Source organism: Serratia fonticola, assembly GCF_001006005.1.
GTDB lineage: Bacteria > Pseudomonadota > Gammaproteobacteria > Enterobacterales > Enterobacteriaceae > Chania > Chania fonticola.
The window spans coordinates 4,192,448-4,210,650 of record NZ_CP011254.1 but is presented as its reverse complement, the minus strand read 5'-3'; the positions used below and the strand labels follow the sequence as shown (position 1 = coordinate 4,210,650).

Annotated in this window: 12 protein-coding genes; 4 read left to right on the top strand and 8 right to left on the bottom strand. The window is 54.9% G+C overall.

All coding sequences use genetic code 11. The features are described from left to right. Nucleotides 1–291 precede the first annotated feature (291 nt). The 4 genes from WN53_RS18640 to WN53_RS18625 all read left to right on the top strand — a co-directional run bounded on the left by WN53_RS18640 (nucleotide 292) and on the right by WN53_RS18625 (nucleotide 3,323). The gene (locus WN53_RS18640; protein ID WP_037413151.1) at nucleotides 292–2,040 is read left to right on the top strand and encodes a sigma-54 interaction domain-containing protein; all 1,749 of its coding nucleotides are present in this window, start codon (nucleotides 292–294) and stop codon (nucleotides 2,038–2,040) included. Nucleotides 2,041–2,312: 272 nt separating this feature from the next. After that, on the top strand, nucleotides 2,313–2,678 hold the full coding sequence (locus WN53_RS18635) for a helix-turn-helix domain-containing protein (RefSeq protein ID WP_024486330.1): 366 nt from the start codon (nucleotides 2,313–2,315) through the stop codon (nucleotides 2,676–2,678). Between the two features lie 76 nt (nucleotides 2,679–2,754). Then, nucleotides 2,755–2,979 (top strand): SymE family type I addiction module toxin, encoded by a 225-nt coding sequence (locus WN53_RS18630; protein ID WP_024486329.1) that lies wholly within the window; start codon nucleotides 2,755–2,757, stop codon nucleotides 2,977–2,979. Next, entirely contained in the window at nucleotides 2,976–3,323 is a 348-nt protein-coding gene (locus WN53_RS18625; protein ID WP_024486328.1) for a SymE family type I addiction module toxin, read from the top strand. The genes WN53_RS18630 and WN53_RS18625 overlap by 4 nt, the downstream gene beginning before the upstream one ends. A gap of 89 nt (nucleotides 3,324–3,412) precedes the next feature. Here WN53_RS18625 and WN53_RS18620 read toward each other — a convergent pair whose 3' ends face one another. The 8 genes from WN53_RS18620 to vasI all read right to left on the bottom strand — a co-directional run bounded on the left by WN53_RS18620 (nucleotide 3,413) and on the right by vasI (nucleotide 18,202). Then, nucleotides 3,413–3,934 carry a hypothetical protein gene (locus tag WN53_RS18620; protein WP_046808162.1) on the bottom strand — a complete coding sequence of 174 codons (522 nt, stop codon included), beginning with the start codon at nucleotides 3,932–3,934 and terminating at the stop codon, nucleotides 3,413–3,415. Continuing rightward, on the bottom strand, nucleotides 3,934–8,397 hold the full coding sequence (locus WN53_RS18615; protein ID WP_046808161.1) for an AHH domain-containing protein: 4,464 nt from the start codon (nucleotides 8,395–8,397) through the stop codon (nucleotides 3,934–3,936). The genes WN53_RS18620 and WN53_RS18615 overlap by 1 nt, the downstream gene beginning before the upstream one ends. Before the next feature lie 32 nt (nucleotides 8,398–8,429). Beyond that, nucleotides 8,430–8,849, bottom strand: a complete 420-nt coding sequence (locus tag WN53_RS18610) for a DUF1795 domain-containing protein (protein WP_037413085.1) — start codon at nucleotides 8,847–8,849, stop codon at nucleotides 8,430–8,432. A 22-nt stretch (nucleotides 8,850–8,871) separates the two neighbouring features. Continuing rightward, complete coding sequence (locus WN53_RS18605) at nucleotides 8,872–10,767, bottom strand: type VI secretion system Vgr family protein (RefSeq protein WP_390901734.1); 1,896 nt, start codon at nucleotides 10,765–10,767, stop codon at nucleotides 8,872–8,874. A gap of 355 nt (nucleotides 10,768–11,122) precedes the next feature. Continuing rightward, complete coding sequence (locus WN53_RS18600) at nucleotides 11,123–12,511, bottom strand: VasL domain-containing protein (RefSeq protein ID WP_024486238.1); 1,389 nt, start codon at nucleotides 12,509–12,511, stop codon at nucleotides 11,123–11,125. Between the two features lie 60 nt (nucleotides 12,512–12,571). Then, on the bottom strand, nucleotides 12,572–16,105 hold the full coding sequence (gene tssM, locus WN53_RS18595; RefSeq protein ID WP_024486239.1) for a type VI secretion system membrane subunit TssM: 3,534 nt from the start codon (nucleotides 16,103–16,105) through the stop codon (nucleotides 12,572–12,574). A 31-nt stretch (nucleotides 16,106–16,136) separates the two neighbouring features. Further along, the gene (gene tssA, locus WN53_RS18590; protein WP_024486240.1) at nucleotides 16,137–17,531 is read right to left on the bottom strand and encodes a type VI secretion system protein TssA; all 1,395 of its coding nucleotides are present in this window, start codon (nucleotides 17,529–17,531) and stop codon (nucleotides 16,137–16,139) included. Between the two features lie 5 nt (nucleotides 17,532–17,536). After that, nucleotides 17,537–18,202: a type VI secretion system-associated protein VasI gene (gene vasI, locus WN53_RS18585; RefSeq protein ID WP_024486241.1), complete on the bottom strand. Its 666-nt coding sequence runs from the start codon at nucleotides 18,200–18,202 to the stop codon at nucleotides 17,537–17,539. Nucleotide 18,203: the final 1 nt, after the last annotated feature.

Sequence of the window (18,203 nt, the reverse complement as noted above, 5' to 3'; positions counted from 1 at the left end):
CGGTTAAGGTGAATTTTCCAGCCAGGATATTGCTGGCAAGGGATAATTCCCTGTGGCGTGAATCTGCCATTTATAATTATCAGCCTTTCTCGCAACCCAAAATGATAGGAATTAGCGTACAGTATCATTTTGATAATAAAATGTGATGCTAACAGCAGAATCTCTATTCTCTGTGGGATTAGCTTGATGACTATCAAATTATATCTGGTCGTAGTGTATTATCGTTTCTTTTTCAATGACGATAACGGGAGACGCGTGATGATAGCACCGGCCACTGCCCAGTCGGCTCTTATGCAGATCCAACCGACAATTTTGCGCTTTACCAAGATGCTCTCCAGCGTGTTGCTGCTGGAGGTAGAGATTGTCGATGCCAACCTGGTACGCGTGGCAGGCACTGGCCCGTATGGCAAACAATTTGGCATCAAGCTCGGCAGCAACTCCTGGTTGTTGAAATATGTGCTTGATACTAAAAATGAAAAAATAGTCACCCACTCCCGTTACGACCCGGTGTGCGAAGGCTGCACCAGCAAAGATGAGTGCCAGGAAAAGGCCTTCCTCGGCATTCCTATCCTGTTCCAAGATACCTGCATCGGCGTGATCAGCCTGGTGGCCTTCACCCTGGAGCAGCAGCAAAGGTTGCGGGATAATCTGCAAGAGTTCTCGGGTTACGTGCGCAATATCTCCAACGTTTTCGTTTCCAACTTATTGGAGACGCAAGGCGGCAGCGGTGGCTTAAATAAAGTGCTTTTCAGCCTGATTGAAAATATGGATCAGGGGGTATTAATACTCAATGAAAAGAACCAGGTTAAGTTCGCCAATATGATGGCTTTGAAACAGCTCAATATGCCGCAGGAAAATATTATCGGCAAAACCTTTACTATTCGCGCCCTCACCTTCCAGCAAAATTACACCAGCGGACATCTGCAACATATTCTCTCCTTTGACGATAACCAAGAGATTATGATTGGCCAGTTGCATCAGGTTCAGGATCATCAATTATTTTTAATGGCCTTCCATCAGTCACATTCTTCATTTGACGAAACGCTGAGCCTGCAAGACCCGCGTATTGAGCAACTGGCGGGGGAAAGCAAACCGATGCGCCTGCTGAAAAATTTAATTACCCGTATTGCCCCCAGCCCTTCCAGCGTATTGGTGGTTGGCGAAAGCGGCACTGGCAAAGAGGTGGTGGCGCGGGCGATCCACCGGCTGAGCAACCGCAGCGATAAACCCTTTATCGCCATTAACTGCGCCGCCATTCCGGATCAACTGTTGGAGAGTGAACTGTTTGGTTACCTGAAGGGCGCATTTACCGGCGCTTCGGCCAATGGCAAGGTGGGGTTGATCCAGGCGGCCAATCAGGGGACGCTATTCCTGGATGAGATCGGTGATATGCCGCTAATGTTGCAGGCCAAGCTGCTGCGCACGGTGGAATCCCGTGAGGTGTTGCCGATCGGCTCCAGCAAGCCGATCCCGGTCGATATCCGCATTATCTCCGCCACCAATCAGAACCTGGAACAGTACATTGCCGAAGGCAAGTTCCGTGAAGACCTCTATTACCGCCTGAACGTTATCCCCATCACCCTGCCACCGCTGCGTGAGCGCGAAGGCGATATCGAACTGCTGGTGCACTACTTCCTCAGTTTGCACACCAAGCGGATCGGCATTATCTACCCCGGCATCTCGGCAGAGGTACTCGAGCTGCTACGCCGACACCGCTGGCCAGGCAACGTGCGCGAACTGAGTAATTTGATGGAGTATCTGGTTAACGTGGTGCCGAGCGGTGAAATCATCAATACCTATCTGCTGCCGCCTAATCTGACCCGAGGGCAGCATCTGGAGGCTCGCGCCAGCGTATCTACGTATAAGGCCACAGAGAGTTGCGCAAACCACGATATGGCGGGTTTGGAGAGTATGGAGAAGCTGATGATTGAGGAGGCGCTGAGCCAGCATGCGAACAAGAAGGTGGTGGCGGAGAAGCTGGGGATTGGCATCGCGACGCTGTATCGCAAGATAAAGAAGTATGAGCTGTCTTCTCATTGAGGGGGAGATTAATTGTGTGCCGGGCTGGCGCGTTTAGCTGGCTAGCCCAAGACCGTCCTTGTTTCTGCTATCAATATCTCTTTTCAAGGCGTATTAGCGCTCTTATCTCAATCTGCGAAATGCATCGCATTATTTTTGCTTCAAAAAACCTCAATTTACATATGAAAACAACTGGACCCAATAAAACCACATATTGTAGTATTTACATCATATCGTAGTAAAATGTACGGTATGTTATGGTTGTCTTGTGACATTCAGGAACCAAGGCAACTATGGCGATCAGTAGCGAAGAACGTGATTTTTTCATTGCGTTGGGCAAACGCATTACCAGACTGCGCAAAGAACGCACCATTACTCAGACCGAATTGGCTGAGCAGTTGGGAGTTTCCCAACAGACAGTGCAAGCATGGGAGGCTGGCCGCCGTCGTATCAAGGTGTCTTCACTCCCTGCCGTAGCAAACATTTTTTCGGTTTCACTAGAGGAATTGTTTGGAGCAACGACGGAGTCTTCCCTCCACGAGAGTGTCCCGACTCCGAAGTGGCAGCAGCAGATAGAAGCGATTGCTAATTTGCCGCAGGAAAAACAGCAGATAATTTCAGAGATGTTAGGCGCCATGATTGCACAGGTGCGTAACTAACTGACAAGTAACGCGGCGATAACGGGTTGCAGCCCACTATCGCCGCTCACCACAACAACTATTCGAGGTAGTTATCATGGCTAAGCGTGATTCTAAGTCAGGCACCACTGTAAATAAAGAACCCAAGGCAACACGCCGCTACACCGTGGGCTATTCGCCCAACCGAGGTATCAAGAAGCCCGCGCCACAGCTGATTATCAAGGGTTATTGGCTGGAAGAACTGGGGTTTTTAACCGGCCAGCCGGTGACGGTAAATATTGAACAGGGAAGATTGATTATTCAGGCGGAGGGGAATGTATGAACGGGACTCATAGTATACAGGCAACCACAGGCGGATTTATTCCTGAGCTGATTATCGATGGTGAGGATATTATCAAGGCGGGGTTTACGCCGGGGTCGGTATTTAAGATAGAACCGTATCGGGATGGATTGATAATAAGCCTGATCTCTGATGACGCAGAGATCCAGAGGCTATTATTGGAGGTAGACATTCATCCCCATATCGGCGTGGACTGGGTACGGGATAACGGCGAGCTGTATCTGGCGGGGGACTGGCTGACGCAGTGCGGTCTGACCGGGCAACAACTGACGATCAACGTGATGCCCAGCAAGGTGATGATTAAGGTTCGACAGGGTAATCTGTGACGTAACAACAGATAAAAAAATAGCCGGGAAGATCCAAAGAGGCCCTTCCCGGCTTTTATTTACACATTCAATCTAAAGAGTTAATAATATTAACTAAGCGATGCTGGGTCAAAAACCAAGATAACACTTCCTTTCATACCACACGGCCACGCACCTGCTTTGTAAAGTGCATATATATCTTCAAGAAAGGAGTCTTTTATAAAGTTATCTAAGTATCTATTGATCGCTACTGTAGACAATACAAAAAACGCATCTTCTTTAGCTTCAGAGAAAATAAAGTCATCATGAGCGGTATTCGTTTTCTTTATTCTCTTCTTTCTAAACTCAATAAGTGATGATGCATTTTTAACCTGTAAACTTTCAAGATTACCATTAACAAAATCATAAGCCTCTTGGAACTTCTTATTTTTCCTTAAAGATTTACGACATTGTTCAATCGTATCATTCCAAACTTTATAACCCGATGGGAGGTTCTGCTCAAACGCATACTTATAAGCATCATCAACATTATTGATAACAATAACCTTCTGGCTTATAGCTTCAGACAACCCTTTAAAGAGATCATTTGTAAATGCAAACTCAATAGGTTCGATTATGTATCTTTGATCCATTACCAGCCACCTTTAGTGAAAATATTAGTCCAGACAGCATTAACCTTTCCATTTCCTAATGCACCACCTGCTTTATCCATATCAAGTGGTCTGATTGGGTAGCCATTCTCTAACCCTTTCCGAGAAATTCCTTGGATTTCTTTCACTTGATTTAAAATAGCGTCTTTAGATTGATTAAGATCTATTTTATCCAAAGCATTTTTAACTGCTTGTGTATATCCATCATGACTTCCCTGATGCCTTGCCATCGCACTAGTGCCATCATCGACTCTTCTGAGGAAGATACCGTTTCCGGCATCATCAATATAATATTTGATCTTCTTTAATGCTGGATGGTTAGCTAATTCTTTCGGGATTATATGGTGGGCTTGATGCCCAGTCCATTTCGTAGAACGCGGCAGTCCCATCGCCTCCATCATGTTCCTACCAAGTGTGGTAGAGCATCCGGCTAAGCCTAATGGATCGACCCATGACAGGGGATTATGTACATATCCGTAAGTATTCTCTCCCCCCGCCAGCCCTATCGGGTCCGGCGTCAGATAACAGCCCGCCTCGGCCAGGTAGTAACGATACCGGTTATAAAAGAGCCCGCTCTCTTCATCCAACAACTGACCTGCAAACTTCAGCCCCGGATCCAACTGCACATTCACCGTGGCCTTGCTCAGCGCCATACCCCACAGTGATGCCGCAGGCTTGCGCCATTGTGCTTTTCCTTCAGTGTTAAAGAGCGCCAACGGTTGACCGTTGGGGGCACATACCGCATAGAGGGTAGTATAAACCCGCGCTTCGCTTTCGTCAGCCACGGCCCTACCATCAAACGGCAGTACGTTCGGCTGGGTCCATTCCTGCTGGGCCAACAACTCCCAACCATCAAACACCCAGTGGCGAATGCGCTGTAATTGCGCGTTTTTATACTCCCTTATCTCCGCGATGCTATCACCATCCCACAGATAAAGCGTTCGCAACCCTTTCTGTTCGCAGACTTTCTCTGTCCTGCGGCCAAAGGGATCATAACGATAGTGCCACACTTCGCCATGCGGCTTTTTCAATGCTATTAACTGATTACGGCTGTCCCAGCTATAGCGTGTTTCCTCTGGTCGGTAGCCCCCTTTATGCTGCCATCGGGCAATCATCCTACCCGCATCATCATACTCAAAGCTACTGTCACCCGCCTGACTCAGCCTATGCCCCCGCAGGTAAACATCCTCATTCGAAACCGAGAACAGGGCCCGTGGATTGTTCACCCTTTGCTGCGTCGGATAGCCACTGGCATCGTAATTGTAGTGCTCCTGCAACTGGTTACCCTCGCTCACCGAGACCACCTGCCGGTTAGCGTTCACCACATAGCTTAAGCGCTCAAGGTCGTCATTGGCCGCCACCAGGTTCAAAGCACGGTCATAACAGTAGCTGCGATCCAACCCCGCCAAAACAGGCTGGGGAATATCCTGCACCTCTTCCGGAGTAAATATCCGTGTCTGCCGACCTGCCCGTTGGTGGACCAATTGCCCCATCAGGTCATACTGATTACGCAGCATAAAGCCGTCGCCAGCCTTACGCTCGGTATCCTGCCCATTGTCGTTTCGCGTTACCCGCAATGCCTGTGTTTCCGCTTGCTGCGGCAGTTGCAAGGATAACCATTCGCCGACTCGGTTAGTCCGCAGCGTGGTACTCAACGCTGGCTGCATCGCTTCGTCTTCCGGCATCTCCAGGTGGCGGGTTTGCGTCTGCCGATCCGGATATTCCCGACGGATCACCCGGCCATTTTGCGTTTCACGCACCACCCGGCCCTGTAAATCATACTCAAAACTCAGTTCACTAGCGGGCGCTACCACACTCAACAAACGGCCAAGGACATCATATTGGTACTGGGTTTCCCCCTCTGGGGTATGCAGAGAACATAACCGGCCCGCTGCATCGTACTGAAAACGGCTGACTTGCCCCAAGGCATCGCGTTTCTCTACGCACTGCCCGTCTTTATCGTAGACATACTGCCACTCAGTGCCCGCATAGTCCTGCTCAGTCACTACTTGGCCACTGGCGTTGAGCTGATAGCGATAGCTCTCCCCTTGCGGATTAATCACTTCAATGAGTTGTAAATGATCTGGATCGTAACGATATTGCCAGCGTTGCCCTTCCCCGTCCGTGCGCGCCATCGGCAGATCGAACGGGCCGTAATCCACCCGCCACTCAACCCCATTAGCATCCTGATAGTGCGTCAGGTTGCCATGGCGATCGTGGGTGAACTGCTCAAGGCTGTTGTTGGGACGATCGCTAACCGCCAACCGACGGTGATTATCATAGCGATAGCGCCACAGCGCACCGCCTGCATGGGAAAGGCTTCGCAGATCATCTCGTGTGGTGTAGCGTAGATGTAGGCCGCGGTTTTCTTCATCAAACAGGCTGCAGAGGCGATTTCGCTCATCGTAGCGCGCGGTTTGCTGATTGCCCTCGCTATCGGCCACTTGTGTGATCAAGCCAAACGCATTGCGACTCAGGGTAGTGGTGGTGCCATCTGGTGCGATAAAGCGGGACGGGTTACCCTGCTCATCGTATTCCTGCCACCAGACACGCTCCAGCGGATCGGTCATCGCCGTCAGGCGTTCCAGATCGTCGTAGCTATAACGCCAGCAGGCCCCGGCCGCATCGTAAAACGCACTAACCAACCCGGTTTCTTTCAGATACTCCAGCCGGGTAACCCGGCCAGACGGTGAGGTCTGCTCAATCAGGTTGCCAAAGTTATCGTAGGTGAAGCCAGTACGGTTCCCCTGAGGATCCTCTATCGCCGTGACCTTAAGTTGCTCGTTATATTCATAGCGTGTGGTGCGTCCTTGGCTATCGCTGACCAGAGTGATCCCTGGCTGATACTGGAAGCTAACCGGGTAATATCCCCCCGCTCCAATGCTGGTAATGCAGCGGCCCTTCTCATCGTACTGATAATCTACCCAGGTTTGATCATTATCATGCCAGCGGCTCATTAGCCCCTGAGAATTGTAGCTGTAGTACAGGTGATAGAACTGCTGGCTGTCAGCTTCGGTCAGGAAACCTTCTTCGTTTTGCTGATAACGGGCCAGGCTATCCTGCAAACCGCCATCCACACGGATAATCTCCGCCAGATAACCACTGGCATGCCAGCGCAGTTCTAACTCAATGCCGTCGCTGTGGGTAACCTGCAGTAAACGGTTGTTCTTATCATGGGAAAGAGTGAGAACGTTGCCGTTATTATCACTCTGGCGAGTGAGTAAGTAACGTGTTTGCCCTTGCTGCCTCACAGCCAGAGTAAACCACTGGCTGGTCCGGCTTCGCCTGTCGACCAGTTCCCATCCCTGTGGATGGCGATGTAAGGAGAAGTCAGGATGATCGGGATTTACGCTAACCTGGTGCCCTTTGGGCAGCGCAAAATACAATGCACTACCTTCTTGCGTGGTGACCTCAATCACGTCTTCAGTCGCATTGACCTCGACATATTGGTGGAAACTGTCAGTCCAGCCCTGCCCAAGCGCGTAGGTGTGCCCACAGCCTGGGGCCCAAGTACGGGTAAACCACAGCGGCAAGGTTTGCCCCAGCTCAATATCGGTGCGCTGTTCAACCAGGCTGCCATTGGTGACATCAATCGGGTCGCCTTTAACAAACTTTTTCCCGGCTTCGCTAAAGCGTTTTAGGCCTTTTCCTCCTTTAAACGCATTAGTAGCACAGCGGAAAGTTTTGCCAGAAGCGATCTTCGCCACCTGCCTCGCCCCCATTTTTGCGCCGCTTACTACGGCAGCACGGCCAGCTTTGGTAAACAGTTTACCAATGCCTTTCAGCATACCCCGGCTGGGGGGAACCAGGAATTCTACTGCGACCAGAATGGCCTTTTCCCACCAGGAGAATTCTTCATCTATCTCCAGATAACTGCCCTGCCCAGAGCCTACATAAACGCTGCTGGCCCCTTCCTTGATGGTGGCACCGCAGGTAACTTTATCCCCCACCCGTGCGGCGGGTTGGTCATTAATAAATACGCTCTCACTGCCCTGGGCAATTTTTGGGGGTGAACTGTGTTTGGTGCAGGCCACCATATCGACGATGGCTCTGGCGGCTTGTTTACCTTCGATATACACATTAGATGACGCAGTGGAGATAGGGCCATCCATGGAGCCCACACTATCGACAAAATCTGCCACTGCTCCGCTAGCCCGGCTGATCACCCCTCCCATCGCCATGGTGCCTGCCGTTCCTAGTGCCAGTACAGCGACAGTTGCCAACCCGCCAGTGCCTGCGATCAAAAGACCCGCGGCAGCGAAGATAGCAGCACCGATCAGCGCTCCGGTGACGGCCCCAAGTAGCGCCCCCAAAAAACTCTTGTGCTTAATCTGGTCGCCAAGACGTGCCGCAGCAGGGCCCGCTTGCGAAGTGAGAGGTGCAGGCCCGCTGGCAGCATTCATTGCACCGACCCGGGCAATACGCTGGATGATATCTTGTTGCATGGGTTAGGCCTCCTGCCTGTTATCCAAAGCGCTTATTCGGCGCTAAAACTCTGGATAATCTGCTGAAAATAGTCTCTTTGGCTCTCGGCCAAAGCGTTGGGCGAGGTGACGGTAAACGTCAACAGCAGCGCCTGCCGGACCTGCATCACCACATACTGATGCATTTCGCCTTCCGGGCTTTTCCAGCGGTATTCCAGCGTCTGAGCCTGTGCACCATCCAAAGGGATCTGATTACGTGCCAGTTCTTTAAAACCCGGAAGGCTGTTCTGAAACTGCTCCAGGGTCTCGGCATAGTAGGCCTCACAGTCCAATCCAACCGGCACCGGTGTGCGGTTGATTACCAGATTGACCCCACTATCATCAGGCACCACAAACACCTGCATAGAGTCGTCGCGCCAGTTCTCCGGAATGGAAATTTTCCCTTCGTTCATTCGGTAAGTGATGTTGTTCATTCTGTTTCCTGTTAATACACGCTCAGTTCAGATCAATTCGCTTACCGTTGATCCGCACATGTGTCCCTTGAATATCAATATTGCCCGCATGGTCCAACGTAATGCTGGCAGCGGCCGTAGAAATCTTGATGCCTTCGCTGGTGGAGGAGATGAAGATGCTTTTTTTCACCTCAAGCAGGCTGCCTCCCTCAACCGCAATCTGGCGATCCTTGCTTATGGCCGTGACCTCCTTGCCTTGGATCTCTTTAAAGCGATCGTTACGCACCGACAGTACCTGATCGTGACCGATGGCTTCGGTGTGATCGTGCATAACCTGAGTCGCCCTATCGTTCAGCACCGTCGTACTCATATCCTTCTGGGCATGCATAAACAGCCCCTCGCCCCCTTTGGCATCCTCGAACCGCAATTCGTTGAAGCCCTCGCCCTTATGGGTCTTGGAGCGGAACGCCATCTGGGTCTTGCTGGCAGGCAGCGATCCCGGTGGGATATTGTTGGCATGATAGGTACGCCCGGTGACGATCGGTTGGTCCGGATCCCCATGCAGGAAATCCACCACCACTTCCTGGCCGATACGCGGAATGGCCAACATCCCCCAGCCCTGCCCGGCCCACGGTTGAGTCACGCGGATCCAGCACGAGCTGTTGTCGTTGCTTTTACCGTAGCGGTCCCACAGGAATTGCAGGCGGATACGGCCGAACTCATCACAGTAGATTTCTTCCCCGGCTGGCCCCACCACCATCGCGATCTGTGGGCCATCCATGCTCGGTTTTGGCATCGGCGTCGGTCGCCAGGTTTGGGTGTGCGGCAGGAAAACGAACTGGTTGCTCAGCGTGGTGCCTTGCCCACCGGACTCCTGCTCTAGCGCTTGAGGCTGGCTGCCGCTGTGCTGAATGCTCAGTAGTTGCCACTGGTGGTTCAAATCGCCACGCGGGTGGCTGGTCAGCGAAAACAACAGTCCCGGCTGCAGGGTAAAGTCATTGCTCTGCCCCTGCCCCAGGTTGGCATCGTTGCGCAGGGCTTCCAGGCGATAATGGGTAAAGGCTTTGCCGTGCTGTTCGTCTTTGAAACGTCCAGGGAAGTCGAAGTGTTCGTAGTCTGGCCGCTGGTTTTGCAGCTCGCTGGCCTGCTCATTAAAGGCCGCCGACCACTGCGGGTTTTTAAAGGTGTAATCCTTCAGTTCAACCACGGCGGTGCGCACCTGTGCGCTGCGGGTGAAGGTGGTGACGCACAGCTCCAGTGCCTGTGAGGCTACGCCCGGGTTATACGGCAGCACAGCACCCTGCGGCAGGGTCCCTACGTCATCGGTATACACCACGATGTTTTTGCCTTCGGGGTATTCGAAGTAGTAGAACATCCCCTCTTCGGCGGCCAGCCGCTGGATGAAGTCAAAATCCGATTCCTGATACTGCACGCAGAACTCACGGGCCGGATGGGGGTTACGCAAGCCAAAGGCAAAGTCGGTGATGCCGTTCTCTTTCAGCAAGGTGGTGATGATGTTTTCAATGCTCTGCTGCTGGAAGATACGCGAGTTGCGCCGCAGCGTGGTGCGCCACAGTGCCGGGCGGATCACCATGCTGTAACGGGTCTGGTGCAGGCCGGTATCGCCCTGTTCAAAACTCGCCACCATGCCGGTGATGCTGCGTTGCACTACCCCTTCACGCTTGATCACCAGCGTCGCATCTTCATCCAGCACCGCGGCAAAGTCGATGGCCGGATCGGCACTGGCCAGGCCCACGTTCAGCACGAACGGTGAGGAGAGCATCTCGGTCAGGCTGAAATCCACCACCACAAAGGTCTGCGGCGGCAGGTTCGCCGTGAAGAGCGTAAACTGCAACCCGCTCGGTTCCGCACCGCCCAGCAGGGCACTGATAGCCGAAGACGCCATTGCCGTGGCGCTGCCGCCGCTGGCAAAGTTCATCGGCTTAACGCCCGCAGATGAGGCCATGCCCGCGGCACTACCACTGCTGACAATGTTCATCGGTTTCACGCCTGCGGATGAGGCTATGCCCGCTGCGCTCCCACCACTGACAATGTTCTTCGGATTGATGCCTACGGATGAGGCTATCGAACCGGCCTTTTTGGCAATATCTGCCGCCTGCGATACCACCTTGCCCGCCTTGCCGCCTACAGCGCCAGCCGCGGCTCCCACCATATCCGCCACCTGATCGCCACTGACTGTCGGCGTCTCCGTGGCCACAATGTTCTTCGGCTGCACACCCCCCTTGGGGGCGTTTTTCTTATCATCAGCAAACATATCTTTTCCTTCCTGGAGGTTAGCGGGCAGGTGCTGCCTGCTGCGTGAGTTGGTGATAGCGACTGAGCAGTGCATTCCAACGCTCGTCTATCTGCTTGAGCAGCACCGGTGAAGCCGGTTGTTGTTGTTCCACCGAAACCGCCAACTGCCGCAGCAACTCTTCCAGCGGCGTTTCACGGTTCAGTTCACTTTGCATCTGATAAACCTGCGTTTTCAGATAGGAAAGCGTCAGGCTGCCGCGCGTTTGTTCCTGTTCAAGCAACTTGTCCGACAGCGCCTGCAAGCGCTGCTGCACCTGGAAATAGCTGCTGTCGGCCCGCTCGCTGCCGAGCCGCGCCTGTAGCAGCCGTTGCCAACGTTGGCTTTGGGCAATCTGCTCCGGATCGGTCGGCCACAGCTGGTTGGCCAGCGCCACCGAGGCATCGGCGGTACGCAACCCGGCCAACGGAGAAAGGTTTTCCAGGGTGTTCAATTGCTGGCCGTAGCCGTCCAGAGTCGGTTGGGCCAGCCACAGCTGCGCCGAACCGTCCGGGGTGGCGGCCAACCCCGCCAGTCGCTCCTGCATCGGTTTCACCTGCATCAGGTAAACCACACCGGCAACCACCAGGCTGCACAGCACACCGCCGCCAAAGCCCCAAGCCGTCGCCGCGCATTTGGCCGCTTTGGGAACGGCCGGTGGTGGCGGTACAAAACGCACTTCCACATTGGGTAGTGGTTGTTCTTTTGGCTGCGGCGCGGGTTCTTCGTACGCCGGAGGAGGTTCATTCGCGGCCGGTTTTGCCCCCGAGAACAGGGTGCGGACCGGCTCCGTGTCGGGCACCGAGAGATATACCATCGAGGGCATCTTCAGCGGTTGCGCTGGCGGCTGTTTGGCCGTTTCATGGGCGGCTTCCAGCCGTTTGGCGGTGTTCTGCATCAGGTACAGCAGGTTTTCAATGCGTGGAACGCGCTTGAGCTCGACCTGCTGCAGTTTGTCGCACAGCAGTTGCAGCGCCCGCTCGGCGCGGTATACCAGGCGCAGGTCGTCAATGCCGAACTCGTGCTGGCGCAGTTGGCTACCGACGCGGGCGTTGAACCACTCCAGTATTTCCGAGCGGGCCTGCGGCTGCTCTGGCCATAGCCGCTCCCATTGGCTGACTACCATACCCGCCAACAGCTCGCAGCTTTCGGTAAACCCGGCCAGCCCGTGCCTTTGGGTACGCGCCAGGGCGTAGTACGCCGTGGTTTGCAGATCGACCCCGTTGGTACGAAACAGCGTCAACGCCAGGGACTCAATCAGGCGCCAGTTGACCTCTGGCCGTGCCGGGTGGTTGATCTTGTTGATCTCTTCACGAATGGCGCTGAATTCCGGCCAATGGCGCGGATCGCCGCCGGTTTGAATGATGATATTTTCTGAGGCTTCGCTCATGCGGACTCATCCTTAAAGCGTCTCTCTGCCAAGCGCGGCAGAGAGACGGAATAACAACGATTAATACAGCGTGTCTGGCAGGGTGAACTTGCTGAACAGACCGCCAGCGAACGGGTTGTCGGACTCATCCACATGGATGCGGTAGGTCATCTCGCCGCCGTCCACCTTGAAGCGGACATCGAACGAGTTGGTGCCGACGTTGGTCAACTCACCGGCGTTGATCAGCCGCAGCTGTGCCCAAGGGCCGCTGAAGGTGATGCTGCGCGGGGACTTGCCGTTTTCATCTGGAACCAGCGTTACCTTGCTTTCTACCCCGGCCCGCATGGAGTTAGGCCAAACCAGATGCACCATGTTGCTGCGGCCATGTGCGTAGTCCAGCAGCTGCCCATCCAGGTTCAGCACGCTGCGGCGTTTGTTGCCGCTCAGCACCACCGGTTCGATGGCGAACTGGGTGCCCAGACCGTTTTGTGCCGAGAAGAAGGTTTCGCGGATCTTCTGCGCCTGTGCCAGCTGTTGCAGCACGTCTGGGCGGATTAACAGTTGCCCGTCGCTGCCGCTGCTCAGGTTGTTATCCACGAACGGCTTCAGGTTCTGCTGGTAGAAGCTATCCAGAGTGCCTTTCGGGCCGAAGAAGCGTTCAAACTCGCTCAGCGGCACGTCCTGCTGCGATTTAGGATCGAACGGATAACGGCCAGCCAGGTAGGTGTGATACTGCTTCACTACCGTCTCGTTCCACTCGACTTCCAACGATTGGATGGCTTCCATCATCACTACGCGCCAGGCTTGTTCGGCCAAATCCCCTACCCAGCGGTTCAGCGGTTCCGGCAGGTTTTTCGCCAACTGCTGAACTTCGAAGATCGGGTCGCTGCTGTTTTGATCCAGGCGCAGCTGTACCGCCTTCATGGCCGCTTTACCCGGGGCCGGTGAGTTTTGGATCGCCAGCAGGTAACGGTGCAGTTCGGTCAGTTTTTGGTAGACGCTTTGCAGCACGCTGCCTTTGTCACCGTTCTCCACCAGCACGCCGGTTTCCGGCGCGAACTCGCGGTTGACGCGGCCCAGCAGTTGATAATCGGATTTTTGCAGCAGTTCCTGGCGTTCTTTACCCTGCAACGCGTCAGGCACCGCAGGCAGCCGGGTGTTATCACTCAGCGTCTGCAAGGCACGGCGGAAAGGCTGCTCGCCGCTGATCACCTGCTCGATGGCGCTGATCGCCTGCGGCAGATCTTCAAACTCACCGACCGACAGGTTATTCATCGCCGCACGCCAGGTGGCGGTATAGTCACCGATATACTGCTCGGTCACCTGCCGCTGGATCTCTTTGCGATCCGCCTCGCTATACTCGACGTTTTTGCTGAGATTCAGCACCCAGCTATCCATCACCGTCAGATCCACCAGTTGGTCATTCTGCTTGGTGAAGTAGTTCTGCAAACCGTTGCGCGTCAGGAACTGTGGCACCACCAGCAGGCGATCGTTGTTGGAGATAAAGATGTCGTCAAAGCTGGCACCGATCTGATCGCGCAGGTTCAGGGCCGGAGGCAGCGCTTCCTGTGCCTTGATGCGCAGGTTCTGGTACACCCGCTGATAAATCGACAGCTTGCTCAACTCGCGCTGTGCCAGCTGGATCGGCTGGCGATAAGGGATAAAGTTCTTGACGGCAATCTGATCGCCACTTTCCCGCGCGGCACGCCAATCGGTGTGCTTGAGCGCATAGTCCAGATGGCCCATCAACTGCTGTTGTAGTTCGCGCTGGCCGTTAAACTGCTGGCTCCAGCGATCGCCCATAAATTGTTCCACCAGCGCCACGTTGCGGCCACTGCCGTCTTCGAGCATGCGCATCACACGCAGGATCTCGAGTTTCTCTTCGCTACCTGGAGGCGCGGCATTCAACTGCTCCAACAGGCCACTCATCAACGCCGGAACAAAGCGCTGCTGCAACAGTTGCAGATAGGTGCTTTCCACATACGGGCCGATGTTGTTGCCTTGATACAGGCCCATGTCCGCCAACAGGCTGTTGCGCTCATGGTAGTTGCCATAAGCCAGCGTGGCGTCACGGATCGGGTTCAGCAACGGCAGTTGCAGGTTGCCATAGCGATCGTCACCCTTCGGCGTCGGGATGGAGAGGAAGGTTTTGGCCTGGGCAAGGACCTCTTGTCCGGCACGGTAGTTGCTCTGATAGTAGTATTGCCAGCAACCCCACAGCGTCAACGCCACCACGGCCCCCACGCAGGAGAACACCATCAGGCGTTTTCTGGAGTTACGCAGCCACAGGCCGTTTTCGCCCGCCAGATTCGGTTCCGCCAGCAACACCTGATTAAACAACTCTTTGGTGAAGTACGGGGTCGTTTCGGCGACCGGCCAGGTTGGGAAGGCCTGCGGCGACAGGTGATACTGCACGGCGGCAGACTGGGTAAACACGTCATCCATCTGTCCGCGCTGTTGGGCAGATGTCAGGTAGATACCGCGCAGCAGTGGCTGTTGATGATCGCCGCTGTAGAGGATCCCCTCCAGCAGTTGCACCACATACTCTTGCAGGCCCTGCATCTGGCGGGTAAAGCTGAACAGTTGGCTACGCTGCCCGGCATCGACGCCGTTGAGCATCATGTCTGGCATCGCGCCATTCAGTTGGGCGATCCATTGTTGCCAGAACTGCTGCAACTCTTTGCGCCATACCTCCGGCTCGGCGGCATTCAGGCTGAATGTCACCCCCAGCACCGCTTCGCGTTGCGCCTTATCCAGCGTCTGGTACATCGCTTCAAACCCGTACAGCAGGTCCAGTTTGGTAAACACCACGTACAGCGGCAGTTGGCTATGCAGCGCCTGGCGCACATCCTGCAAACGCTGATGGAGGCTGGCAATCATGTTTTCGCGCTGGGCCTTGTTCGCCGTCAGCAGTTGATGCAGATCGACGGTGAGGATCAGGCCGTTCAGCGGCTGGCGTTTACGGTGTTCAACCAGCCAGTTCAACAGGCTTTGCCACAGGCGGCTATTGAGCGCCGCTTTGCCCACTATGGACAGCGTTGGCTGCTCGATCAGTTCACCTGCCGGATCGATCAGCACCGCCTGTTCACCCAGCCAGCAGCGCACGCGCAGCTCACCGGCGTCTTCCACGCTGGTCAGTTCCGGGCTGGCGATTTCGGTCAGCTTGTAGCCTTCTTTGATCAGGGTGCTTTTGCCGCTGTTGCGGGTGCCAATCACCATATACCAAGGCAGACGATAGAGATAAGCCGGGGTATTCAGCCGCCGTTGCAACTGCTGCTTCCAGACGCCCAGATACTGGTCCTGCTGTTCGATATCAGCCAAGATCGGATCGTCGACCTGCGTTTTGGCCTGCAGCTGCAGCTTTTCCAACTGCTGCAAACGCCGCACCATTTTGAAGGTGAGCCAGCAAACCGCCAGCAGCACCACCAATGCAGTCACCAGCCAGCGGCTCAGCAAAGGCTCGAACGGTTGGTAATCCTTCAGCTTCCATTCCGGTCCGTAAATCCAGATCCAAATCAAGCCGATACAGGCCAACAGCGCCAACACCACCGGCACCGAGGCTTTGATGCGTGGAATCGCCGGTCTGGCAAAATGAATAAATGAGGGCAATTTCATGCGTTAACGCTCCTGTTCCCTTCCCTGGCCATCACGGCTTGAGCTGCCGCTGCTTGTCTGTCAGCAAGGCGATCAACGCCGGTTCCCATTCGCTTAGCTGCACTTGCTGCCCCACCTGCAACAGGTTGTGGTAGTGCTGCTGTGCCAGCGCCGTCATCCCCGCTTTTTCCAGTAACTGGGCGCTGAGCAATTGCAGGTAAAAACGGTCCCTGGGTTCGGCTTGCTGCGATTGCCGATCGACCATCTGTAACGCGGCTTCCAGTCCTTGCTGTTGATAGCATTGCCAAATTTCATCCTGTTCAATAGTGTTACCTCCCCCATTGGTACCCGTATCCTGCTGTAACCAGCTGGCAGATTCAGGGGAGAGGAATGGCGTCATATCGGTAAAATAAAGGGTAGTTAACGCCGGCATCCGCTCGATAAAGGCGCTCAGTTCGTCGCGTATGGCCTGCGCAACCCCTGCGTATCCCAGCCGAATAGCGATCTGCGCCGAAAGCGCGTGGCCATCCAGCCAGTAAGGCGCCAGCGCCAGGCTTTGTTCTACCTGTTGCCACAGGGCCAGATCCGAAGTGGCCACGCGCCCCAGATAATCGGCCATGCGATCGACAGAAACGGCTGCCAGCGGCGTGCGCCCATCGGCCTGCGCTATCGGTGGTGCAGTCAAGCTGCCCCACAGGGCATGGCGACGCAGGCGAAAACCAATGGCGGCCTCGGGGTGCAGTTCACACAGTAAATCCGCCATTTTCAGCAGCGTTTGCCGCCAGGCTTTATCGCTGGAGCTATCAATGCTCAGACTGGGGCTGATCGTTCTGCTGGCAGAGGTTGATGTCGATGCCGAACCAGACTGAGGGCGTTCTTCCTCCTCAACTACCGGTTCAACGGTGCGAGTAGGCAACCGCGCATAGCTGGTGCGCAGGCTATCCACCTCTTTCGCCAGGGCCGGTTCCTCGCTGTGCCAGACCTGGGCCAGATGTGCCAGCAAACCTTGCACATCCTGGCGTTGGGCATCCGTCGCCCGTTGGCTAAAGCTGCCGCTGGCGCTGTCAAAACGCTTGAGGATCTGCTGGGCAAAGCGGCGCTTATGCAGCGGGTTCAACGGCCAGGCGCTGGTCCAGAAGTTCTGCACGTAAGCGGTCAGCAAGGAGATCGCCAGCATCAGGTCGCCCGGCTCGCCGCCGTGCTGCAAGGTACGCAGCAGGTGCACCACCAAGCGGAAGTCTTTGCTTTTTTGCGACAACAGAGCCATCGCCTGCTGCTGAAGGTCATCAATATTCAGCGAGCTGTGGGTCAGCGAACCCACTTTGACCATCTGGCTGTCGATATGCTCCCATTGCGGATCGTCATCGGCCAACGCCTTGGCGGTCTGCTCGGGCGTCAGCGGTGTCAGCAATAATGCATGCCAGGGATGTTGTGACGTGCTATCCATAGTCCTCACCAGTGGCAGGCGTTACGCAGCGGTTTCAGCGCTGGCGTTAACTGCGAAATATTAAATGTCAGACGGGGTAACCCGCCGTTGGTGCCGTCGATCGTCAGCGTCTGCGCCGACATCAACCGCTTGATCTCATCAATGCCAGCCAGACCCCGGCTGGATTCCAGCAGATAGCCGTTTTCACGCAGGAACCACTGCACGTTAAACCGGTCGCTATCCGCCATTAGCGTCACCGCACCGTCTTTTTGCGGGCCGACCAAGGCGATCTGCAAACGGGTAATGTTGTCGATGCAGCTCAGCATCAGCACTGGCCGCGGTGGCGGCACACCTATCGCTGGCGTGGTCAGCACCACCTGCGGGTTGTTGCCCTGCCCATCGCTTATCAGGAATGCCGTCGAGTGATCGCGGCGGCCTTTTTCCTGTGCCATGGCTCGCTGCCAGGCTGGCCCGGCCTGTACCTGACCAGGATTGTCGCCGCTGGCCTCTGACAACGCGTTGTCATAGCAGTCCAGACGCACCAGCGGCGAGTTCTCACTGCGGCAGTTCATCAGCAGCGCCAACTGATGCGCATCCCCTTCGGGCTGCGACAACGAAAGGCCGCTTAGCCACTCGGTGGCTGAATTGCTGCCGGAAAGCAGTAACGAACCGATCAATAACCACGTATTCATA